Origin of the sequence: Corynebacterium jeikeium (assembly GCF_000738175.1) — a bacterium.
In the GTDB taxonomy this organism is placed as follows: domain Bacteria; phylum Actinomycetota; class Actinomycetes; order Mycobacteriales; family Mycobacteriaceae; genus Corynebacterium; species Corynebacterium jeikeium_C.
The window spans coordinates 64,810-79,399 of sequence record NZ_JFCH01000055.1; the positions used below are offsets into that span (position 1 = coordinate 64,810).

Here is a 14,590-nt window from a genome sequence, read left to right on the forward strand (position 1 = left end):
TATGAACACCACAACACTCACCGAAAACACCATCGAACCACCGCCCGATAGCGCCGAGCCTTACTACCGGCTTGCGCGTTCCGACGACCCGCTAACGGCGACGTCCCGTGCTCTCAATCTGACCCACCTCGCCATGGTCGAGCAGTCTACTCCGGGGCCGGACGACCTCGTTCCCGATCATGTTTCCAAGCTCGCCGTGCGTTTCGGTATCAGCAAGGTAGTGGCGGCCAACTATGCCGACGCTGGGCTGATGCTCCAAGTCTTCCCACAACTCCACCAGTTGTTCCGCAGCGGCGCTTTCACTATTCGCCATATCCAGCAGGTCACGGAGGCTGTCGAGGCCGTAGCCCCGGACAAGCGCGCCGAGGTGGAGCAGGAGATCCTGAAAGCCCTCAAACCCACCGTGCCGAACCAGCAGGTTCCCACCCCGCGGGCGGCGTACAACAAGGTCAAGGCGATTGTGGGGGACCGGGACAAGCTGGCGGCTCCATTGGACGATATTCCGCCCATGGATACGAATTCGCCGGAGCTGGTGATCGACCGCAGTGAGTACGAGACCACTGCGTTTACCCTCACAGTTCCGCGCCTGCGTGGCGTGGAACTGCACAAGGCGGTGAAGGCGGCCTCCCTGAAGCGCGGATGCTCCATGGGGGAGGCCTTCCTGGCGATGCTCGAGCAGAACATCACCACCGAGGTCACCTTGAACCTGTATAAGGCCGTCGGGTCGCAACCCCGCGGAGTCTTCGCCGAAGACCACTGGCTGTCCGAGGCCGCTAGCTGCGAGTGGCTCGCGAAAGTCACCCACCTGGCAGCCCCCGGTTACACCGCGACGGAGGGATACCAGCCGACGGAGTTGCTGCGGGCGTCAGTAATAGGGCGCGATGGGCACTGCCGTTTCCCGGGCTGCGATGCGCCGGGGTACACATGCGACATCGACCATGTGCACCGCCACGCCGAAGGCGGACCGACTTCGACGGCAAATATGCATCTGCTTTGTCGCACCCATCACCGCCTAAAGACGGCTGGTACCTGGGACGTCGCGCTGCACGCTGATGGCACCGAAGTGTGGACCTCGCACGGAGACGGCCACGAGGTTGTCACCGTGCCCGACGGGCCGCTGGCGCGCGAGAACTTCGCCGAGCGCGGGGTACGCAAGGCCCGGGTGGTGCGCAAACTCAACGAGGAGAAGCTCAACGCCGATCCGATGATGCCTCGCGGGCTGTCTATCACCCGCGAGGAGTTGCAGAAGATGCTGAACTGCGCTTCCGTCGAAGAAATTAAGGAAGAGCTTCAGCGGCGGATCAACAGTGAGATCACGATCGCCAACGCCATCGCCGAGCTGGCGCGAGAGGAACTGAGCAGCCAGATCGAGCAGCTCGAACAATTGCAGAAGGACGAAGAGGAGCCGCCGTTCTAACCACTACTTTGAGGAGGTGACGGGCAGCACCAGCAGCGCGCCGAACACGCAGATGATGCTGCACATCAGGAACATGCCGGGGTAATCGAAATGCCTCAACGCGAGGGCCGCGAGGCCACCGCAGAACATGTTGCTGACCCCCTGGGTGAGCGACATCAGTGACACGTCGCGCGCACGGTTCTTTTTGCTGGGCAGCGACTCGTTAACCATGGCCTGATCCACGCTGCTGAACACTCCCCAGCTCAACCCCAACAGCATCGCCGCGGCATAAACCAAACCCATGCCGGTGGCGATAGTCATCATGCCCGTAGCGCCCGCGACTCCAAGCGCCGAAACGACCACCAGAGTCTTCCGCCGGCCCAACCGGTCCGACACGCCACCGCTGATAAACGCAGTGATGATGGTGAAGACCGCATACAGCAGGGTCAGCATCAGCACGCCCGCATCCGGATCCGGTATTCCAATGTGATCCCGCAGGTAATACAGCAAGTAGAACAGGCTGGTGTAGTTGGCTAGGTGGATCACGAAACGGCTGGTGAAGACAAGCCAATAATTGCGGTACGAGCCCTCGTCGCCGACCGTCGCGGACAGCGAATCGTACGGGCGCACGTGCACGTCCACGTGACCACGACCGAAAGCGAATTGGAAGATAAAGAGAAGGGAAATGACGCCTACAACCCAGTACGCCTGCTGGATCGGCAAAGCCGCGGCAACGGCGGTCCCGCCGACAATTCCGAAGGTGTAGGTCGCGCCGACGATCCCGGAAACTAACCCGAACTTCTCCTGCGGGACAACATCTGCGGTGACCGTCATCAGGTTATTCGTCACGAACGCAACGAAGACCTGCACCAAGCACCACAGCCCAGTGAGTACCCAAAAGTCGGGGGTGAAAGACATCAGCAGCAATCCCAGCGTGGCCAGGGGCGCGGCCAGCAGAACCCAAGGCAGCCGCTTGCCCCAACGCCCCACCCAGAACCAGCTGCGGTCGGCGATGTAGCCGGTCAGCAGGCTCGTTACTACGGCGGTCGCGCCGCCGAGCATCATCATGAGGGCGAGGGAATCCTCCTTGGTGTCCGGCCGTAGTTCAATCATCTGCAAGCCCAGCAGCAGCTGCGTGGGGCCTGCCCAGGCGAAGACGGATCCGAAGAAGGCCACTCCGAACTTCCAATAGAACCGCTTCGGCTCGCGCTCGGCGGCAGTAAGAGTCTGCAACATCACTGGCCCTTCTCTCTGAACTTGGCATCGATTTCCGGGGTGATGGCACCCTCGCGGATCAGCGCCTGCAGCAGACGCCCAGCGGGCTTGATCTGCCGATCAACGTCCACTACGCCAAACTTCTGCGCCATGCCCTCGGACCACTCCCAGTTGTCCACGAAGCACCAGTGGTAGTAACGCTCGACCTCCGGAACGCGGGAAAGCTCCGCCAGGTGGTCCAGGATGAACGCGCAACGGAAGCGTTCGGCGGCGTCGGCGGTTCCGTTCTCCGTGATCCAGACCGGCAGCTGGTAGCGCTTGGCCAGCTCGGCGGAGACCTCCGCAATCCCCGGCGGGTAGATCTCCCAGCCGAGGTCATTGGTTGGGGTTCCGGGGAAGGTGGCGTCAGAAAAACCGCGAACCGCCGTGCGCGAGTAGTAGTTAATGGCCACAGCATCGGCGAAGACCCCGCCGCTGGGCAGGTTGAGGCTAGGGCGACCGAGCACGGGGTGGAAGCGCCCCTCGAAGAAAGCAGGCTCGATCGCACCTTGGAAAAGCCATTCGACCAGGGGAGTAAGCAGCCGGTGGATGGGGTTGCGCGGGTTCATGGGCGCGAAGACTCGGCGGTGGTGGGCGAAGGTAACTCGCGGATTATCCAAGCGTGAGTGGATGCGCTGGTAGGCCAGTATGTGCGCAGCCGCCATGTTCCGCAGGCACGGGCGCACCTTTGGCAGACCCCCGCGGCCGGGTGGGGTGGAGCCGAAGAGGTAAGCCTCGGTGGCGAAGACGTTCGGCTCGTTGATGGTGATCCAGTCGGTCACCACGTCACCCAAGTGGTCGAGCACGACATCGACGTAGCGCAGGAAAATCTCCACGTTCGACTCGCGCGTGAATGCGCCGTTGGCTTCAAACCAGGCGGGATGGCCGAAATGATGCAGGGTGACTAGTGGTTCGATTCCGCGTTCGCGCAGGTCGAGGAACTCTTCTCTGTAGCGTTGAAGCGCTTCGTGGTCGTAGCGGCCGGGCTCGGGTTCCACGCGCGACCACTCCACGCCGACGCGAGCGATCTGCAGGCCGAGGTCGCTCATGAGCTGGTTGTCTTCGCGCCAGCGGCGCCAGTGGTCGGTTGTGGGGTGCGGGGTAGTGCCGTCCTTGGCGACCCACTCGCTCCAGTTGTTGGGGCGAGGTGATCCTTCGATCTGCAGCCCGGCCGATGCGGTACCGATGCGGATGTTGCTGAGGTCCATGTACTTAACTTATTGACGCCCTTAGTTTCTGTTGGCAAAGTTTTCGGTTTTTACCCCATCGGGGGTAATTGGTTTGGTACAACAAAGTAATGCTTAAGAAAACAGCAGCGCTCGCATGCGCAACAGCCATTGCATTTGCCGGATTCGCGTCGCCCGCCGAGGCTGCGCAGATAACTAAGAGGGAGAAGGTCGCATATTCCAATGTGTTCGGCGACCTGCACATGAGGTTGCCGAAGACGGTGGACCGAATCGAGTACACGACGACCACCTCGGACGGGAAGAAAGCCCAGGTCAGCGGCTACATCGTGGAGCCGGTCGTGGAGTGGAAAGGCGAGGGGCCGCGCCCGACAGTGGTGATCGGCCGCGGAACGGTCGGGCAGGGCGACCAGTGCGCGCCGAGCAGGAACTGGCCGCTGGACGGGCAGCCGGATCCGATCAAGGCTAAGCGGGCGGTAAATCTGGAGGGTATCTACGACTGGGTATTTGCCTCCAAGGGTGTGCGCGTGGTGGTGACCGATTACATCGGCATGGGAACGCCGGGAATGCACACGTACATGAACCGCGACGATCAGGCCCACGCGATGCTGGATGCGGCGCGCGCTGCCGGTGTGGGTGACGGGCCGGTGGCGTTCTACGGGCATTCGCAGGGCGGCGGCGCGTCGGCTGCGGCGGTCGAGGCGGCGGGCGAGTACGCTCCGGAGCTCAATGTGGTCGGGGCGTATGCATCTGCGCCGCCGGCGGACCTGGAGGCGGTGCAGCGCAACATTGACGGTTCGGATCTTATGGGAGCAATCGGCTTCACGATCAACGGCTTGCTGGAGCGCTATCCGCACCTGCAGCCGCTGCTGGATAAGCACCTCAACGAAGAGGGCAAGCAGGCGCTGAAGGATCTGTCTACGATGTGCACCGGGGAGATTACGGACAAATACGGGCACAAGAAGACCAGCGAGTGGACAAAGTCGGGCAAGACGCTCGATGAGTTGTTGAAGGAGATGCCCGAGGCGCGGGAAGCTATGGAGGATCAGCGCATTGGGCTTAAGCGTCCGGTGGCGCCGGTAATGGTGATATCTGGGCGTCACGACAAGAACGTCGAGTACAACCAGGCGAAGGAACTGGCGCGCACGTGGTGCGAGAAGGGCGCACAGGTTGAGTACCGAGACGACATCATGCCGCCGGTGGGCGAATACAATCACTTCATCCAGGCGGTGACGGGCGGCGCGTTCGGCATCGACTTCATCTTGAAGCGTTTCCGCGGCGAACCGCTGGGGCGCACGTGCGAGGCGCCGGTGGGGCAGCTGCAAGGATCCGTGGAAGGCAGCGCAGCGCTACCCAACGTGGCAGGAAGCTAAAGTGTCATAATGTATATTATCGGCTAATCCCTGGACTGCCACAGCTGATAGCAGGTGGCGGCCAGGAACAGCGCGCAGACCGCGGCGAAGAAATACGTCAGGCCCGTGCCCTGCCACAGCAGATAGCCGATAAAGAACAACAGCACCACGATGCGCATGATGCGCGAGTACTTGAGCATCTCTGGAGACATTTGACCGCGCCTACTTATCCTGCTCGAGTACGAGCAATAGATCGATGGTGCCTTCGTCGGCGATCGTTGCGGCGACGAACTGCGGAGTCTGGATGTCGAAGTCGCTGCGCTTAAACGGGATGTTGCCCTGCAGGATCACGTGCTCGCCGGTGCGCAGAACCTTCAGCTCGGCGGTCACCGGATTCTTCTTGCCGCGCAGCTCGAGGTCGCCGGTGACCTTTACCTTCTCGGTCGTGCCATCGTCCGGCAGATTGGAGACGTCGGCGGGCTCCGTCAGCGTGAACGTGGCCTTCGGGAACTTATCGGTGTGCAGGATGCTCTTGCGCACGTTGATGTCGCGCTTTTCCACGTCACTGCTGATGCTGGCGACGTCGACCGTGATCTTGCCCTCGGTGAGCTTCTTATCCTCAACCTTGACGTCGCCCTCGACGTCCTCGGTGCGGCCCGAGGTGGTCTTGGAGCCGGCGGGCAACTTCTCGTCGAAGGTGTAGCCAGCCTGCGAAACGTTATCTCCGGCTCCCCGTACCACGTGCCAGGAGCCGTCCATTCCCACGCTAGCGGGCTCTCCACCTGCGGTAATGTCCGCGGTTCGCAAGCCCCGGTCGCTAAAGTAGTTCGCCACCAGCGGCCCGAAAGCCATCAGCACACCGACAATCATGCCAATTACGGCGAGAGTGATGATTCCCTTACGCATGCCCTATAGCATAGCCCTTCCTACCTGCGTCCCCTAAGTTGCTCGATGCGGCGGGTCAGGTTCTCTAGTTCGGACGCCAACTCCTCCACCACCTTGGCGGACTCCCCTTCCTTTGCCGCGGTGCATAGGTCCTCGGCTGCGCAGCGCAGCTCGAAGAGGTCATCGTGGAACTTCTCGGCCGCGCTGGCCGACATAATGACGGAATCCGCCGGGATCGAGGTGCCCGCCAACTGGGCGCGCTGCTCGTAGGCGCGCTGGCGGCACGACTGATTGCAGAACTTGCGGGGCCGGTTCGTCGGGCCGGGTTCAACTACCCTGCCGCACCAGGCGCAGTGCTTTGGTCGAGGCATGGAACAATTCTTAACGAAACTTCGTTGTTATGATGGATTAGTTCGAACTGATTTAGGAGTGATGAAGAATGGCCGATCGCGTACTGCGCGGAAGTCGCATGGGTGCCGTTTCTTATGAGACGGACCGCGACCACGACCTAGCTCCCCGCCGCATGGTGAAATACCGCACCGAGGCTGGGGAAATCTACGAGGTTCCCTTCGCCGACGATGCGGAGGTTCCACAGGAGTGGATGTGCAAGAACGGCCAGATGGGCACGCTGGTCGAGGGCGAAGGCCAGGAATCCAAGCCGGTGAAGCCCCCGCGCACTCACTGGGACATGCTGCGCGAGCGCCGCAGCCTCGAGGAGCTCGACGAGCTGCTCGACGAGCGCATTGAACTGCTCCGTAAGCGCCGCCGCACTGCGGTGAAGCTCATGAAGGAGCAGCAGGAAGCGAATCAGAAGTAGCTTCGCACGGTGCCGGCGCCGATGCGCCAAGACTCCTGGGCCAGGTTCTTCACCTGGTTAAAGCGGTGCACGGCACCCCACTTCGTCACCTGCAGCAGAGCCTCAGAGACGATGTTGCCGCTCATCTTGGAATCGCCGATCTCCCGCTCGGTGAAGGTGATCGGAACCTCGCGCACGTCGAAGCCGGCTTCGACGGCTCGCCAAGCCAGATCTACCTGGAAGACATAGCCAGCGGAATCGACGGCATCCAGGTCGATCTCCTCCAACACCTCGCGGCGGTACGCACGGTAGCCGCCGGTGATGTCGGACAGGCCCGCGCCCAACGCCAGAGAGGCGTAAATGTTGCCGCCGCGGGACAGAACCTCGCGGCTGACCGGCCAGTTCACGGTCTTGCCGCCCTTGACGTAACGGGAACCCAGAACCATCTCCGCGCCCGCATCGATGCGGTCGAGCAGCAGGTATAGCTGCTCGGGAGCGTGGGAGCCGTCGGCATCCATCTCGCACAGGATCTCGTAGTCGCGCTCCAGGCCCCAGTGGAAGCCAGCGATATAGGCGCCACCCAGGCCGCCCTTGCCACCGCGGTGCATCACGTGAATCTTCGAGTTCTCAGCGGCCATCTCGTCGGCCAGGTCCCCGGTGCCGTCCGGGCTGGAATCATCGACGATGAGGACGTCCACGCGCTCGGGCTCGGCCTTCAGCAGTCGACCGATGATCAGAGGAAGGTTTTCCCTCTCGTTGTAGGTCGGGATGATGACCAGTGTTTTATCGCTCAGCTTAGTCATGAAAAGCTTTCTTACCTCTCCTATAAGTAAATGCCACGGACAGCAGACCCAGAATAGCTAGAATCCATTCCACCCATGGGCCGACGCGGGCTGACAGTGTCATTGTATCGCTTAGGGGCAACTCGGCCTCGAGGGCGTCAGAAGTAAAAATGGCAGTGCGCTGCTCCACCGAACCATTGGGCTTGACGATCGCCGACACACCCGAGGTTGCGGCGACCACCACTGCGCGATCATACTCCTTGGCGCGCATGCGAGACATGGCAAGTTGCTGATACGTCATGTCCGTAAACCCGAAGGTCGCGTTGTTCGTCGGGCTGGTGAGAATCTGCGCGCCGCCCTGCACAGCCATGCGGAACGCGCCGTCGAAGCTCACCTCGTAACAGGTGGCCACGCCGACGGGGATGCCGTTCATGTGGACCACTCCGTTGTCGTCGCCGGGCTGGAAGTTGCCGGCGCGGTCGACATGCTCGCTGAATTTGCGCAAGAAATCGCGGAAGGGCATATATTCGCCGAAGGGCTGTAGGAAGCGCTTGACGTGGCTCTCCCCTGGGCCGTCGCTATCCCAGACCACCATCGTGTTGTGCTCCGGGCTGACGGTACCGACGAGGATCGGTGCGTCGACGGACCGCTGGGCGCGCTCAATCTGCTGACGGGCGCCGGAGTCGGTGAAAGGATTGACGTCGGAGGAGTTCTCCGGCCAGATGACGATGTCCGGATCTGACTCCAACTGCTCGGTGCGCCGCACGTGGTTATCCAGCACGGCGCGGCGCTGGGCATTGAAGTCCAGACCCAGGCGCGGCACGTTGCCCTGCACTGCGACGACATCCACGGTGCGGTCGGTGGGCGTGGCGGGAATCAGCAGCGCGTAGGCGGCGATCACGGCCACTACGCCAGCCAAGGAGTACGCAGGCGCCCGGTGCCTGCGGAGGCTCAAAGACAGCAGCAAGCCGATCAGCACCACGGCGAAGGTGACAAGTGCGGGGCCACCGAGACGGATCAGCCAGCTAATCGGGCCGCTGGCCTGGCCCCACGCGATGCGCCCCCATGGAAAGCCGCCGAAGGGAAAGGAAGAGCGCAGCCACTCAGTCGCGACGAACCAGGTCGGAATGCCGATGATTTGGGCCGTGAGGGGGCGTCGGACTAAAAGCTTTAGCCCCGCGCCGAACAGCAGACTGTAGAGGGACTGGACCAGCGCCAAAGCGATCCAGGCGGCCGCGCCGACGAACTCCCCGACCCACGGCAGCAACAAGCCGTAGATGGTGAGGCCTTGCACCCAGGCCATCAACATGGCGTGGCGGTGGTCGGCGAAGTAGAACAGCAGCGCAAATCCGAGCGGCGCGGCCCACCACAGGCCAGTCGGCTCGAAGGAGGCAAAGACCATCACACCGCTAAAAACAGCGGCGAGGAGCCTTAAAATCATCCGTTCTCGCCCGTGCGGTGGTCGATGACGTCTCCCCAACCGCCCGAGTTCTGGATGTGGCTAACGCGCGAATAGGTGGTCACGCCGAAACGCTCCAGGGAGCGGCGTGCGGCCTGGCCCAGCATCTTGCGGATCAAGGAACGGGTCGGCGGGATCAGGAAGAAAATGCCGAGAAAGCTCGTGACGATGCCGGGAACGGCCACGCCAACAGCGCCCACCATGGAAAGAGCCATGTCGGCCGTGAGCTCGCCGGGACGACCCTTTTGCTGCAGCGCGCGGACGGTGAGCTCGCGCATCTGCCAGGTGGCCAGGGCGATACCTAGCACAAACAGGCCCAACAGGATCAGCAGCGCCCAGCCCCAGCCGATCCACACTCCCAAGAGGATGAAGGCGATGATTTCTACGACGAGATACACGGCGGGTAAGAATTGCATGGCTGTGTGGAAACTCCTATGGTATCTGTCTGAAAATTTGTTATGAAAACGCGATCTTTGTAACGAAATCGTGCTTACATAACGATAACGAAAGTGTGGGAAGAATAGTTCCTACACGCGATAACTTAACTACGTTTTAGGGAGTACTTCGATGCGTCTACGCCGCTCTATCCTCGCTGCAGTTCTGGCCCCCACGGTTGCTCTAGCATCCGTCACCCCGGCAGTGGCAGAAACTGCCCCCCAGAACTCCAGCACCAGCTCCAGCTCGACGACAGAAGGCTCGAGCGACTCCGACGAGTGGTGGGAGAACCTGAACCCGTTCGCCAAGGTTGCGATCGGCATCGCAGCGGCCACCGGCATCTCCGTGGCCTTCGGAATCCTGCGGACGATCGTCTACAACATCTTCCACGTCTAGCGTGGCGCACGCCGCCACAGCCAACGCGGGGCCACCTGCATGGCGGCAGCTAGCAGTTTTAGGGAGCGCGGAATCCATACGGATTCCGCGCTTTCGTCGTTGATGGCGCGTACCGTTGCCTCGGCGACCACATCCGGCGTGGTAGACAGAGGCGCCGGATCCATGCCACGGGTCATCCGGCCGATCACAAAGCCCGGGCGCACGATCACCAGTCGCACGCCGGTGCCCTGCAGTGCGTCCTGCATGCCCTGGCAGAAGCCATCCAGGCCGGCTTTGGCCGAGCCGTAGACATAGTTCGGGCGGCGCACGCGAGCCCCGGCGATGGAGGAATAGGCCACCAGCACTCCCCTGCCGCGGCCCTTCATCACCCGGGACAGCTCCGTCAGCAGCACCGCCTGGGCGGTGAAGTCCGTGTGTAGCACGCGGTAGACCTCGGAGGAGTCGCGCTCCGCGAGCTCCTGGTCGCCCAGCACGCCGAACATCGCCAGCGCCACGTCCAGCGGGCCGGTGGCCTCGATCTCCGCGATGAGGTCGGCGTGGGAATCCACGTCGGTGGCGTCAAAAAAGAAGGAATCGACCTGCGTGGCACCGAGTCGGTACAGCTCATCGGCCAGGTCCGTGGTGCGGCGGGCGGCAAGCACCAGGTGATTGCCGGGGGCGAGCAGGCGGGCGATCTCGCCGCCGATCTCGCTGGTCGCGCCGAAGATTGCAATTTTCTTAGCCATCGAGGGCCACAACTCCTCGTCTCATCGCGGCGACCGCCTTGCGGGAGGCCGCCTTCACTTCATTGGAATAGCCAGTCAGCTTGATCTGATCCAGCAGGTCGATCACGCGGCGGCACCAGCGCACGAAATCTCCGGGAGTCAGGGTGGCGCCGCTAGCCTCGGCCGCGCGCAGGCAGTACTCCAGCGGGGCGCCGGCGGTCCACTGGTGTACCGCGGTGGCAAAGCCTAGCTCCGGCTCGCGCGTCACAGTCAGGCGGTGACGTTGCTCGTCGGTGGAAAGCTCCTGGTAGATGCGCCACGTCTGGCTGATCGCCTCGGCCAGCGGCTCGGTGGGCACGCCATCGTCCTTGGCGCCGGAGTCGCGACGGTTCTCGAATACGCAAGTGCTGGCCACGGCCGCCAGCTCCGCCGGGTCCAGCTCGTCCCAGATCCCGCGGCGGAGGCACTGGGCGACCAGCAGGTCGGACTCGTGGTGGATCTTGGACAGGCGCTCGCCCTCCATCGTGATGCGGGCGGTGTTGCCCTCGAGCTCCACGTAATCCAGCTCCGCCAGCAGCGCGAGGATGCGGTTGAACTGGGCGGACAGGGAATCGGACTCCTGCGGCTGCTCCTTCTGCTCGAACTCCAGGCGGCGGGCGGCCTTCAGGTACTGTTCGGCGGCACGGCAGAGCTCCTCGCGGCCTTCCCAGGCGTGCACCGGGTGGGCGTGCACCTGCTCGCGCAGCTCAACAGCGCGCAGCGAGCGGCGGCGCGCCCGGGGCCGGAGCTTTTTGGGCTTATCCAGCTGGAGGCGGCGCAGGTTGGCGGCCACTCCCCTGGCCTGCCGCTTCGGGTTGCGCGCCACGCCTTTGTGCAGGCGCATGTGGCCGATGTGCACCGGGGTGTTGCCGAACATGTCGGGGTTGATGCGCTCCACCCAACCGTCGTCAGTGATGATCGTCGGCCGACCGCGGTGGTCGGCACGCGCAATCACGGCGGTGGTGGGGTTCTTGCCGGTAGGCAGCGCGATCACGTCGCCGGGCTGCAGGGACTGCAGAAGGGCCGTGGTTTCTGTCGAGGCCTCGTCGATGACCATGCGTTTGGCGCGGCGTTCCTCCTGCGAGAGCTCGCGGCGCAGCTGGCCATACTCGGTGACCAGCTGGAAGTCCTCGTTGAGGCTGTTCGAGGGGCGGCGCACCTCGCGGATCGTGGCCTTCAGCTGCTTTTCCTGCTGGGCCAGCTCTCGGCGCCGCTTCTCTATCTGCTCGGCGCTCTCCACCACCGCGCCATTGGTCTGATACTGCGCAAACGAACGCAGCAGCAACCGGTGGGCCTCGTCCAGCCCCATCGTGCCGATGAGGTTCACGGCCATGTTGTAGCCGGGACGGAAGGTGGAATCCAGCGGATAGGTTCTTGTTGACGCCAAGTCCGCAACCCCATAAGGATCCAGCCCCTGGCTCCACAGCACCACCGCGTTACCCTTCGTGTCGATGCCACGGCGGCCGGCGCGACCCGTGAGCTGCGTGTATTGGCCGGGGGTGAGGTCTGCGTGCGTCTCGCCGTTGAACTTCACCAACTTCTCCAGCACCACCGAGCGAGCAGGCATGTTGATTCCCAGCGCCAGAGTCTCCGTGGCGAAGCAAACCTTCAGCAGTCCGCGGGCGAACAGATCCTCCACGATGTGCCGAAAGGCCGGCAGCATGCCGGCGTGGTGGGCAGCGAAACCGCGGGACAGGGCCCGGCGCCACTGGCGGAAGCCCAGGACGTTCAGATCCTCCTCCGTCAGGTCGGAAACGCCCGCGTCGATCGTGCGCAGGATCTCCTCCCTTTCCGACGGAGACGAGTAGTCCACGCGATCGATCAGCAGGGCGCGAACGGCGGCGTCACAACCAACACGCGAGAAGATAAAGTAAATCGCAGGCAACATGCCGGCGGTGGCCATGTGCTGCACCACGTCGCCGCGCTTCGGCCCGCGGCGCTTGCCAGTTTCCTCGGCCTTCGCGGCGGCGGCGACGACCTTGCGGTTGATGGCGCCGAGGTGCTGCTCCGAGCCCTCGAAAAGGGGCAGGATCTGGCGGCCGACCATCATGAACTGGGTCAGTGGAACGGGTCGCTTCTCGGTGACGATGATCTCGGTGTCGCCGCGGACGGCGGACAGCCAGCCGCCGAATTCTTCGACGTTGGAGACGGTGGCCGACAGGGATACGAGGATTACGCGGGGGTCCAGGTTGAGGATCGCCTCCTCCCAGACCGGGCCGCGGGAACGGTCGGCCAGGAAGTGCACCTCGTCCATGACGACGTGCGTGAGGGTTTCCAGCCGCTCGGAGTCGGCGTAGATCATGTTGCGCAAGACCTCGGTGGTCATCACAACGATGGGCGCGTCGCCGTTGATGGTGACGTCGCCCGTGAGCAGGCCGACGTTGGCCTCGCCGTAGCGCTCCACCAGGTCGTGGAACTTCTGGTTGCTCAAGGCCTTGATGGGTGTGGTGTAAAAGCAGGTGCCGTCGCCGTGGAAGGCGGCGAACACGGCGAACTCGCCGACGATGGTCTTGCCCGCGCCCGTCGGGGCGGCGACGAGCACCCCCTTGCCCCGGTCGATGGCTTCGGCCGCCTGGACCTGGAAGTCGTCCAGCGGGAAGTCGTACTGGGCGCAGAAGCGCTCTACCTGGGGGCTAGAGAATGTCATCGAAATCGCTGCGGGTGAAGTCTTGAGCCTTTGGATCTTGGCGCTTCGGCGAGTCAATCGGGCGGGCCGCGCTGGTGGACTGCGGCGCCGGGGTTGCAGTCACTGGGGCAATGGGCTCCGGGGCGGCGATGCCGGTGGACTCGTCGTCATCTACCTCGAGCCAGTCCGCCTGGTTCTTTTGGCGGCGCTTGTCGTTCAGGCGGGCGATCTGCGTGGCGATTTCCATCATCGCGCACAGCGCAATCGCCAGAATCACCATCGAAATCGGATCTTGGCCCGGGGTGACGAACGCGGCGAAGAGGAACAGGAAGGCCCAGATGAAGCGGCGCTTATCCTTCAGCTGCTGATACGTGACTACGTGCGCCAAGTTCAGCAGCACGGTAATGAGTGGTACCTCGAAGCTCACGCCGAAAATTAGCAACAGCGCCATGGCAAAGCTGAAGTATTTCTCGCCGTTCAGGGCAGCGATCTGCGCCTCGTCGCCGATGGTCAGCAGGAACTCCAAGCCGAAGGCAAGCACGAAATAAGCCAGCACCGCGCCGACGGTGAACAGTAGGCCAGCGGAAATACCCACGCCTAATGTCCAACGCTTCTCGTTCTTGTGCAGGCCCGGGGTGATGTACGCCCAGATCTGGCCTAACCAAATTGGCGAGGAAAAGACCATGCCTGCTAGGGCGCCGACTTTCAGGCGCAGCATGAACATCTCGAACGGGCTGGTTGCCAGCAGACGGCACTCCCCTGCCTCGGAGCCAAAGCGGGCTTCCGGCGGCAGGTTGCAGTACGGCCCGCGCAGTACCTCGCCTAGTGAAGGGATCGGACCGACTTCGACGTTGTACCAGATGTAGCCGATAATCGTGCCGATGAAGATGGCAACCAGGGAAATGAATACGCGCTTACGTAGCTCATTGATGTGCTCGACGATGGTCATCGAACCATCGGCGGGCTTCTTTAGCTTCTTAGCCACTTAATTTTTAAGCGTTGTGCTCGTTCGGCTGCTCGGACTTGGGCTGAGCCAGATCCTGGGCCTGCTGCTGCTCGGCGGTCGGAGCCTGCTTCTTTGCCAGCTCCTTCTGGTCACCGTCGGTCTTCATCTCGTCCATCTCGGACTTGAAGATGCGCATCGAACGGCCCAGGGAACGCGCTGCGTTGGGCAGGCGGGTCGCTCCGAACAGCAGGAAGATGACCAGAGCGATGATTAGTAGTTCAGGAACGCCAAGGTTCGGCATTATCTACGAGCTTTCTGTCGTTGGGGATCGGTCTT

16 protein-coding genes are annotated in these 14,590 nt (G+C 62.8%); 4 read left to right on the top strand and 12 right to left on the bottom strand.

What is annotated here, in order from left to right; genetic code table 11:
* Position 1: 1 nt before the first annotated feature.
* Complete coding sequence (locus tag JQ46_RS09200) at positions 2-1,417, top strand: HNH endonuclease (protein ID WP_051876315.1); 1,416 nt, start codon at positions 2-4, stop codon at positions 1,415-1,417.
* Positions 1,418-1,420: 3 nt separating this feature from the next.
* Here the strand turns inward: JQ46_RS09200 and JQ46_RS09205 are convergent, their stop codons facing one another.
* Both JQ46_RS09205 and JQ46_RS09210 read right to left on the bottom strand, forming a co-directional pair.
* A complete protein-coding gene (locus tag JQ46_RS09205; RefSeq protein ID WP_034987548.1) occupies positions 1,421-2,632 on the bottom strand; it encodes an MFS transporter in 1,212 nt (403 codons plus the stop codon).
* On the bottom strand, positions 2,632-3,858 hold the full coding sequence (locus JQ46_RS09210; RefSeq protein WP_034987551.1) for a glycoside hydrolase family 1 protein: 1,227 nt from the start codon (positions 3,856-3,858) through the stop codon (positions 2,632-2,634). Before JQ46_RS09210 ends, JQ46_RS09205 begins: the two co-directional genes overlap by 1 nt.
* 89 nt (positions 3,859-3,947) lie before the next feature.
* Here JQ46_RS09210 and JQ46_RS09215 point away from each other — a divergent pair, with 89 nt between their 5' ends.
* A complete protein-coding gene (locus JQ46_RS09215) occupies positions 3,948-5,207 on the top strand; it encodes an alpha/beta fold hydrolase (protein ID WP_034987554.1) in 1,260 nt (419 codons plus the stop codon).
* Positions 5,208-5,230: 23 nt separating this feature from the next.
* On the opposite strand, the gene JQ46_RS11370 is transcribed toward JQ46_RS09215, so the two are convergent.
* The 3 genes from JQ46_RS11370 to JQ46_RS09225 are packed head-to-tail and all read right to left on the bottom strand — an operon-like array spanning position 5,231 to position 6,442.
* Positions 5,231-5,398, bottom strand: coding sequence for a hypothetical protein (locus tag JQ46_RS11370; RefSeq protein ID WP_005294641.1), 168 nt, complete (start codon positions 5,396-5,398; stop codon positions 5,231-5,233).
* A gap of 10 nt (positions 5,399-5,408) precedes the next feature.
* Positions 5,409-6,092 carry a YceI family protein gene (locus JQ46_RS09220; protein ID WP_034987556.1) on the bottom strand — a complete coding sequence of 228 codons (684 nt, stop codon included), beginning with the start codon at positions 6,090-6,092 and terminating at the stop codon, positions 5,409-5,411.
* 20 nt (positions 6,093-6,112) lie between these two features.
* A complete protein-coding gene (locus tag JQ46_RS09225; protein ID WP_034987559.1) occupies positions 6,113-6,442 on the bottom strand; it encodes a hypothetical protein in 330 nt (109 codons plus the stop codon).
* Between the two features lie 68 nt (positions 6,443-6,510).
* On the opposite strand from JQ46_RS09225, the gene JQ46_RS09230 reads away from it, so the two are divergent.
* Entirely contained in the window at positions 6,511-6,888 is a 378-nt protein-coding gene (locus JQ46_RS09230) for an RNA polymerase-binding protein RbpA (RefSeq protein WP_011273522.1), read from the top strand.
* Here JQ46_RS09230 and JQ46_RS09235 read toward each other — a convergent pair.
* From JQ46_RS09235 to JQ46_RS09245, 3 genes are read right to left on the bottom strand one after another with little or no spacing between them, the layout of a single operon-like run.
* Entirely contained in the window at positions 6,879-7,670 is a 792-nt protein-coding gene (locus tag JQ46_RS09235) for a polyprenol monophosphomannose synthase (protein ID WP_034987561.1), read from the bottom strand. The genes JQ46_RS09230 and JQ46_RS09235 overlap by 10 nt on opposite strands.
* On the bottom strand, positions 7,663-9,090 hold the full coding sequence (gene lnt / locus JQ46_RS09240) for an apolipoprotein N-acyltransferase (RefSeq protein ID WP_034987563.1): 1,428 nt from the start codon (positions 9,088-9,090) through the stop codon (positions 7,663-7,665). The genes JQ46_RS09235 and lnt overlap by 8 nt, the downstream gene beginning before the upstream one ends.
* On the bottom strand, positions 9,087-9,524 hold the full coding sequence (locus JQ46_RS09245; RefSeq protein WP_034987565.1) for an FxsA family protein: 438 nt from the start codon (positions 9,522-9,524) through the stop codon (positions 9,087-9,089). Before JQ46_RS09245 ends, lnt begins: the two co-directional genes overlap by 4 nt.
* 223 nt (positions 9,525-9,747) lie before the next feature.
* Between JQ46_RS09245 and JQ46_RS09250 the strand changes: the two genes are divergently transcribed.
* Positions 9,748-9,939 carry a hypothetical protein gene (locus JQ46_RS09250; RefSeq protein WP_237744795.1) on the top strand — a complete coding sequence of 64 codons (192 nt, stop codon included), beginning with the start codon at positions 9,748-9,750 and terminating at the stop codon, positions 9,937-9,939.
* Here JQ46_RS09250 and JQ46_RS09255 read toward each other — a convergent pair.
* Genes JQ46_RS09255 through tatA form a run of 4 tightly spaced genes read right to left on the bottom strand, consistent with a single transcriptional unit; the run spans position 9,936 to position 14,555 of the window.
* A complete protein-coding gene (locus JQ46_RS09255; protein ID WP_034987569.1) occupies positions 9,936-10,664 on the bottom strand; it encodes an SDR family NAD(P)-dependent oxidoreductase in 729 nt (242 codons plus the stop codon). The genes JQ46_RS09250 and JQ46_RS09255 overlap by 4 nt on opposite strands.
* Positions 10,657-13,329, bottom strand: coding sequence for a DEAD/DEAH box helicase (locus JQ46_RS09260; RefSeq protein WP_034987571.1), 2,673 nt, complete (start codon positions 13,327-13,329; stop codon positions 10,657-10,659). The genes JQ46_RS09255 and JQ46_RS09260 overlap by 8 nt, the downstream gene beginning before the upstream one ends.
* Positions 13,316-14,293 (bottom strand): twin-arginine translocase subunit TatC, encoded by a 978-nt coding sequence (gene tatC / locus JQ46_RS09265; RefSeq protein WP_034987573.1) that lies wholly within the window; start codon positions 14,291-14,293, stop codon positions 13,316-13,318. Before tatC ends, JQ46_RS09260 begins: the two co-directional genes overlap by 14 nt.
* 7 nt (positions 14,294-14,300) lie before the next feature.
* The gene (gene tatA, locus JQ46_RS09270) at positions 14,301-14,555 is read right to left on the bottom strand and encodes a Sec-independent protein translocase subunit TatA (protein WP_034987575.1); all 255 of its coding nucleotides are present in this window, start codon (positions 14,553-14,555) and stop codon (positions 14,301-14,303) included.
* Positions 14,556-14,590 lie beyond the last annotated feature (35 nt).

Coding starts and splice junctions, on each gene's coding strand:
- JQ46_RS09260 (WP_034987571.1), bottom strand. CDS start 13,329: ATGACATTCTCTAGCCCCCAGGTAGAGCGCTTCTGCGCCCAGTACGAC.
- tatA (WP_034987575.1), bottom strand. CDS start 14,555: ATGCCGAACCTTGGCGTTCCTGAACTACTAATCATCGCTCTGGTCATC.
- JQ46_RS09210 (WP_034987551.1), bottom strand. CDS start 3,858: ATGGACCTCAGCAACATCCGCATCGGTACCGCATCGGCCGGGCTGCAG.
- JQ46_RS09215 (WP_034987554.1), top strand. CDS start 3,948: ATGCTTAAGAAAACAGCAGCGCTCGCATGCGCAACAGCCATTGCATTT.
- JQ46_RS09245 (WP_034987565.1), bottom strand. CDS start 9,524: ATGCAATTCTTACCCGCCGTGTATCTCGTCGTAGAAATCATCGCCTTC.
- JQ46_RS09225 (WP_034987559.1), bottom strand. CDS start 6,442: ATGCCTCGACCAAAGCACTGCGCCTGGTGCGGCAGGGTAGTTGAACCC.
- lnt (WP_034987563.1), bottom strand. CDS start 9,090: ATGATTTTAAGGCTCCTCGCCGCTGTTTTTAGCGGTGTGATGGTCTTT.
- JQ46_RS09255 (WP_034987569.1), bottom strand. CDS start 10,664: ATGGCTAAGAAAATTGCAATCTTCGGCGCGACCAGCGAGATCGGCGGC.
- JQ46_RS09220 (WP_034987556.1), bottom strand. CDS start 6,092: ATGCGTAAGGGAATCATCACTCTCGCCGTAATTGGCATGATTGTCGGT.
- JQ46_RS09200 (WP_051876315.1), top strand. CDS start 2: ATGAACACCACAACACTCACCGAAAACACCATCGAACCACCGCCCGAT.
- JQ46_RS09230 (WP_011273522.1), top strand. CDS start 6,511: ATGGCCGATCGCGTACTGCGCGGAAGTCGCATGGGTGCCGTTTCTTAT.
- JQ46_RS09205 (WP_034987548.1), bottom strand. CDS start 2,632: ATGTTGCAGACTCTTACTGCCGCCGAGCGCGAGCCGAAGCGGTTCTAT.
- JQ46_RS11370 (WP_005294641.1), bottom strand. CDS start 5,398: ATGTCTCCAGAGATGCTCAAGTACTCGCGCATCATGCGCATCGTGGTG.
- JQ46_RS09235 (WP_034987561.1), bottom strand. CDS start 7,670: ATGACTAAGCTGAGCGATAAAACACTGGTCATCATCCCGACCTACAAC.